This is a genomic window from Sphaerisporangium sp. NPDC005288 (genome assembly GCF_040607475.1).
Lineage (GTDB): Bacteria > Actinomycetota > Actinomycetes > Streptosporangiales > Streptosporangiaceae > Sphaerisporangium > Sphaerisporangium rhizosphaerae.
In genome coordinates, this window is record NZ_JBEXGT010000056.1 from 42,804 (window position 1) to 48,902 (window position 6,099).

At 76.5% G+C, this 6,099-nt stretch carries 4 protein-coding genes; 3 read left to right on the forward strand and 1 reads right to left on the reverse strand.

Features of this window, described 5'->3' with window-relative positions:
• Nucleotides 1-11: 11 nt before the first annotated feature.
• Nucleotides 12-974 carry a helix-turn-helix transcriptional regulator gene (locus ABZU32_RS36060; protein WP_354929930.1) on the reverse strand — a complete coding sequence of 321 codons (963 nt, stop codon included), beginning with the start codon at nucleotides 972-974 and terminating at the stop codon, nucleotides 12-14.
• Nucleotides 975-1,205: 231 nt separating this feature from the next.
• Between ABZU32_RS36060 and ABZU32_RS36065 the strand changes: the two genes are divergently transcribed.
• The 3 genes from ABZU32_RS36065 to ABZU32_RS36075 form a co-directional block, all read left to right on the forward strand.
• A complete protein-coding gene (locus ABZU32_RS36065; protein ID WP_354929933.1) occupies nucleotides 1,206-2,222 on the forward strand; it encodes an NAD(P)/FAD-dependent oxidoreductase in 1,017 nt (338 codons plus the stop codon).
• A gap of 311 nt (nucleotides 2,223-2,533) precedes the next feature.
• A complete protein-coding gene (locus tag ABZU32_RS36070; protein ID WP_354929936.1) occupies nucleotides 2,534-3,337 on the forward strand; it encodes an inositol monophosphatase family protein in 804 nt (267 codons plus the stop codon).
• Nucleotides 3,338-3,437: 100 nt separating this feature from the next.
• Nucleotides 3,438-6,099: AAA family ATPase (locus tag ABZU32_RS36075; RefSeq protein ID WP_354929939.1), on the forward strand; the 2,662-nt coding region annotated here is incomplete at its 3' end.

The following is a 6,099-nucleotide window of genomic DNA, read 5'->3' on the forward strand; positions in this document are numbered from 1 at the left end:
CGCCGCGAGGGTCACCGTCCCTGCCCGCCGGAGGGCGCGTCCGGGTGGCACCGCACCCGGCCCGCCGCGTCGCCGGCCTCGGGTGAGACGGCGGGCCGGGACGCCCCGCCCCGCTCGCGTCCGGACGGGCCCTCGCCGCGGCGGCCGGCCGTCTCCCCTCCCATGCGGCCGAGCTCTGCCAGCTTGCACTCGGAAGGACTGCCCCGATCGGCCTGGAAGGCGACGAGCTTCTGGCCCGGAGCGCTGTCGACGCTCAGCACCTCCATGGTGGTGATCACTTCGCCGACCACCGCGTGATGGAAGCGCACCGGAGCGCGGATGCGGCTGCGCACGTCGTGGCGGTCCCACAGCCGGCGGAACTCCCGGCTGGCCCGTGACAGCTCCTCCACCAGCTCGTTGAGGTACGGGTCGTCCTGGTCGGCGCCGGACGCGGCGCGCAGGTGGGCCACCTTGTAGCGGGTGTCCTTCTCCCAGTCCAGATAGAACTCCCGCGCCCGGGGATTGAGCAGGGCCAGCCGCAGCAGGTTGTCGTTGTGGTCGAGGCCCTCGTACAGGGCACTGGCCACCGCGTTCCTGGCCAGCACGTCCAGGCGGGGGTTGACCACGTAGGCGGCGACGCGGTCCCAGCCGTTCATCAGGCGTATCACGTTGGGGTCGACCGTGTCGGCGCGGCCGGGGACCTCGCGCCGGTGCACGCGCGGGCGGGCCAGCTCGTGCAGGTGCTCGGTGGCCTCGGCGTCCAGTTGCAGGACCTGCGCCAGAGCGTCCAGCACCTGCTCCGAGGGACGGCGCTCGCGGCCCTGCTCCAGCCGGATGTAGTAGTCGATGCTGACGCCGGCCAGCATCGCCACCTCCTCACGCCGCAGTCCCGGCGTCCTGCGGCGGTTCGGGCCGGGCGCGATTCCCGCCTGCTCAGGAGTCGTGAACTCTCTGCGGGCCCGGAGGAAGGCTCCTAGTGGCCGGTCACGGTCCATATCTCAAATTACGCCGTCGGCCGGGTGCGCAGGTGACGTCCGCGGGGCGGGCGGCGGTCGCCGCGGGGCCCGCCCGCGCCGGACCCGCCGTGCGGGCCCGTGAAGCGGCGCCGCGGGCGGCGCCGGGCCCTCGCATGCTTTGGCGGGATTTTACCCTTGCCGGATCGGCAAGAGGGTTTGCCCGATCGGCGAACGGTGGCGGAGCATCTGCGGCGAACGGAGGTGCCGGACATGACCGACAGGCACGAACAGACGGCGCGGACCGCTTCCGACGAGCGGGAGCGGGACTTCGACGTGGTGGTGGTGGGCGGCGGGGCGGCCGGGCTGAGCGGGGCGCTGACCCTGGCCCGGGCGCGCCGCTCGGTGCTGGTGGTGGACGCGGGCGGCCCGCGCAACGCCCTGGCCTCGGCGGTGCACAACTACCTGGGGCGCGAGGGGACGCCGCCCGCGCGGCTGCTGGCCGAGGGCCGCGCGGAGGTCGCCCGTTACGGCGGCAGCGTCCTTTCCGGCGAGGTGATCGCGGTCGAACGGACCAAGGACGGCCGATTCCGTGTGGTGCCGGCCGGCGGTTCGCCGGTCCGGGCGCGCCGGCTGCTGGTGGCGACCGGCCTGGCCGACGAGCCGCCCAAGGTGGCGGGACTGGCCGAGCGGTGGGGTCGCGACGTGCTGCACTGCCCGTACTGCCACGGGTGGGAGGTCCGCGACCAGCCGATCGCCGTGCTGGCGACCAGCGCCCTGGCCGCCGAGCAGGCCCTGCTGTGGCGGCAATGGAGCCCGCGGGTGACCCTGCTGCTGCACACCGCGCCCGAGCCTTCGGCGGGCGACCGTGAGCGGCTGGCCGCCCGCGACATCGCGGTGGTCGAGGGCGAGGCGGCCGGGCTGGAGGTCGGTGGCGACCGGCTGACCGGGGTGAGGCTGGCCGACGGCCGGGTGGTGCCCTGCACCGCCCTGGTGGTGATGTCGCACCTGTCGGCCCGCACCGGAGCGCTCGCGGGCCTGGGCCTGGAGCCGGTCGAGCAGTCCTTGGGCGGTCACGTCGTGGGCACCCGCCTCGACGCCGATCCCATGGGCGCCACCGGTGTGCCCGGGGTGTGGGTGGCCGGCAACGTCACCGACCTGATGGGCCAGGTCGTCACCGCGGCGGCGGCCGGGATGCGCGCGGCCGCGGCGATCAACGCCGACCTGGTCCAGGAGGAGACCCGCCTGGCCGTCGCCGCCAGCCGCGCCGCCCCTGGCCAGGACGGCTGAGGCGACCGGCGGCGCCACCCCGCCTCGTCCCACCCCGCCTCGCGCGCCGCCGCAGAGGGAGGAGGCCCCCAGTGGACGCCGCGCCCGTGCCTCCGCCGTGCCTCCGCCGTGCCGCCCGCGGCGACGCGGAGTTCGCCGCGGGCGGTCCGAGGGCCACATCGACGACGATCCCGCGATCGTCCGGCGGATCGCGACGGCGCGGGGGCGGCCCGCCCGTCCTCGACCGCCGCTGTGGTGAGCTCGCCGGCCCGGCAGGGGGCGGCCGTGGGGGTGGCGGGGGCGTCCATGGTGCCGGCCCCTATGCTGCGCGCATGGTGATCACCGATGAGGAGCTGGCCCGGACGGCGGCGCAGGCGGGAGCCGACGTTGTGCGCGCGATGTACGGCGCGTCGATGACGCGCGTACGCAAGTCCGGGGACGACTTCGCCACGGCCGCCGACATCGACGCGGAGAAGGCCATCGTGGAGGTCATCCGCGCCGCCCGCCCGCACGACGCGGTGGTGGGCGAGGAGAGCGGGCGCACGGGCTCCGCGGGCGCCGAGCGGGTGTGGCTGGTCGACCCCCTGTGCGGCACGCTCAACTACGCCACGGGCGGCATGCTGGTCGCGGTGAACGTCGCCCTGCGCGAAGGGCCGGAGGTCATCGTGGCCGCCTGCGCCGACCCGTTCTCCGGGGAGGTGTTCTGGACCGGCGGTGAGCACGCCTACGTCCGCCGCGACGGCGTGGACCAGGCGCTGGCGCCCTCGGCGGAGTCGCGGCTGGTCGACCTCAACCTCGATCCGCCGTTCCCGAACCAGCCGGGCTTCCGCGCCGTCCGCGTGCTCGCCGACCCCGGCTTCGCCGCGCGGTTCCGGCCCCGCGTCGTCTCCACCACCCTGGCGGTGACCTGGGTGGCCGCCGGCCGGCGGGCCGCGTACCTCACCGACGGCCACCTGCGCGACAGCGTGCACTTCGCGGCCGGCATCGCGCTGTGCCGGGCCGCCGGCTGCGTGGTGACCGGTCTGCGCGGCGAGCCCGCGCACACCGGCGCGGGCGGTCTGGTCGTGGCGGCCGACCAGCCGACGCACGCCGCCCTGCTGGAGATCATCGCCGGCGGGTTCACCTCCGGCGGGTAGACCCGTTCCCGTTCCTCGCGCCCGCGCCCCGGCCGGCCGGGCCGCCGGAGGCCGGGGCGATCCCTTACCGGCCGTCGCGGCGGTGGCGGATACTACGGGGATGCGCTTGCTGGAGCGGGAGTCGTCGCTTGCGTCGCTGGCCGAGTACGCGGCCGAGGCCGCGCGGGGTGAGGGGCGGCTGGTCCTGGTCGCCGGCGAGGCGGGGGTGGGCAAGTCGGCGCTGGTCGAGCGCTTCCAGCGGGACCTGCCGCCGGCACGGTGGTCGTGGGGGGCGTGCGACGGGCTGTTCACCCCGCGCCCGCTCGGGCCGCTGTTCGACCTGGCCGACCGGCTGGGCGGCCCCCTGCTGGAGCTGTGCCGCGCCGGAGCCGGCCGCGAGGAGCTGTTCCGGGGGCTGCTGCGCGAAGTCGGTGACCCGCACGCGCTGGACGCCGTCGTGGTGGAGGACGTCCACTGGGCCGACGAGGCCACCTTGGACCTGCTGAGCTTCCTCGGCCGGCGGCTGCGCGGCACCGGGCTGCTGCTCATCGCGACCTACCGGGACGACGCCATGGCGCCGTCCGATCCGCTGCGCGTCACGCTGGGCGGTCTGGCCTCGCAGCGGTCGACCCGGCGCATCGGCCTTGCGCCGCTGTCGGCGGAGGCGGTGCGGGAGCTGGCCGCAGGCAGCGGCGCCGACGCCTGCGCGCTGCACCGGCTGACCGGCGGCAACCCCTTCTACGTGACCGAGGTCGTGCGGGCCGGCATGCACGCGCCCGGGTCATCACAGATCCCGGGTTCGGCGCGGGACGCGGTGCTGGCGCGCGCGGCGCGGCTGAGCGGCCCGGCCCGTCAGGTGCTCGACGTCGCGGCGCTGACCGGCACCAGGGTCGAGTCACGGCTGCTGGAGGCGGTGGCCGCGTTCCCGGGCCCGGCCGTGGACGAGCTGCTGGCGTGCGGGCTGGTCGTCGGGGACGGCGAGTGGCTGCGGTTCCGTCACGAGATCGCCCGGCTGGCGGTGCAGGAGGCGGTGCCCGCCCACCGCGCCCGCGCCGTCCACGGCCGGGTCCTCACCGCGCTCGAATCCCTCGGCTGCGACGACGACGCCCGGATGGCCTTCCACGCCGAGGCGGCCGGTGAGGCGGCCGCGGTCCTGCGTCACGCGCCCGCCGCCGCCCGCCGCGCGGCGTGGCTGTCCTCCCACCGCGAGGCCGCGGCGCAGTTCCGGCGAGCACTGCGCTTCGCGGCCGGCACGGACGGCACGGACGCCACGACCCTCGCCGAGCTGTGCGAGGGGCTGGCCGACGAGGCGGCGCTGCTCGACCAGTGGCACGAGGCTGCCGAGGCGTGCGAGCGCGCCCTGGTGGAGTGGCGCAAGGCGGGGAACCGGCTGCGGGAGGGCGACGCGCTGCGGCGGCTGTCGCGCATCATGTGGAACATGTGCCACGGGGAACGGGCCCCCGTCGAGAGCGCCGTGTCGCTCCTTGAGCCGCTCGGGCCGGGCGTCGAGCTGGCCTGGGCGTACGCCACCTACGCCAACCAGCGGATGCTGCGCTACGAACTGGACGCGGCGGAGGGGGCGGCGCTGCGAGCCCAGGAGCTGGCCGAGCGGCTCGGCGCCACCGACGTGCTCAGCGACGCGCTGAACACCCGCGCCGTGTGCGCCTGGACCCGGGGCGGCGACTGGGAGGGGCCGATGCGCCGCGCGCTGGAGATCGCGCTGGCCGGGCGGCACCAGGACCAGGCGGGCAGGGCGTACGCCAACCTGGCCGCCCTGCACAACGGCCGGCGGCGGTTCGCCGACAGTGAGCGCTACCTGGCCGAGGGCATCGCCTACTGCGACGAGCACGACCTCACCTCCTACGGGACGTGCCTGCGCAGCGAGCGGTCCACCGTCATGGAGCGCGACGGGCGCTGGGAGGAGTCGCTGTCGATCAGCACGGGCATCCTGGCCACGGTGGGCGCGTCCCCGTCCAACCGGCTGTGCACGGTGCGCAGGATCGGCTCGGTCCTGGCCCGCCGGGGGGAGCCGGGGGTGTGGGAGCACCTGGAGGAGGCGGCCGTGCTGGCCGACCGCACCGGCGAGCCGCAGCAGATCGTGCCCGTCCGGCTGACCCGCGCCGAGGCGTACTGGCTGGAGGGCAGGACGGGACAGGCGCGCCGCGAGGCCGAACTGGCCCACGACGTGTCGGCCGGTTCCGATCCCTGGGACCGTGGCGCGGTCGCCGTCTGGCTGGTGCGGACCGGGTCCCCGCGGCCGCCGCAGGGGGAGGTGCCCGAGCCGTACCGGCTGGAGCTCGGCGGGGAGCCCGTCGCGGCGGCGCGGGCCTGGACCGAGCTGGACTGCCGCTACGACGCCGCGCTCGCCCTGTCCGGCGCCGGCGGCGAGCCGGAGCTGCGTGAGGCCCTGGCGACGTTCACCGACCTGGGCGCCTTCCCCGCGGCCCGCATCGTCCGTCAGGAGCTGCGCGGGCTCGGCGTCCGGTCGCTGCCGGCCGGGCCGCGGGCGGCCACCCGGGAGCATCCCTCCGGGCTGACCCGGCGCGAGCGTGAGGTGCTCGCCCTGGTCTGCGCGCAGCACACCAACGCCGAGATCGCCGCGAAGCTGTTCATCTCGGTCAAGACCGCGGGCCACCACGTCTCGGCGATCCTCGCCAAGCTCGGCGCCCCCAGCCGCGGCGCCGCCGCCGAACAGGCCGTCCGTCTCGGCCTCGCCGGCCTCCAGGTCCCGGTGACGGCCGGTGGGACGAGGCAGGGGCCGGCCGGCCGGCCGGTGGCCGGAC

What these genes read in the sequence shown, in the direction of transcription:
- ABZU32_RS36060 (WP_354929930.1), bottom strand. Translation starts at nt 974, where the DNA reads ATGGACCGTGACCGGCCACTAGGAGCCTTCCTCCGGGCCCGCAGAGAG.
- ABZU32_RS36065 (WP_354929933.1), top strand. Translation starts at nt 1,206, where the DNA reads ATGACCGACAGGCACGAACAGACGGCGCGGACCGCTTCCGACGAGCGG.
- ABZU32_RS36070 (WP_354929936.1), top strand. Translation starts at nt 2,534, where the DNA reads ATGGTGATCACCGATGAGGAGCTGGCCCGGACGGCGGCGCAGGCGGGA.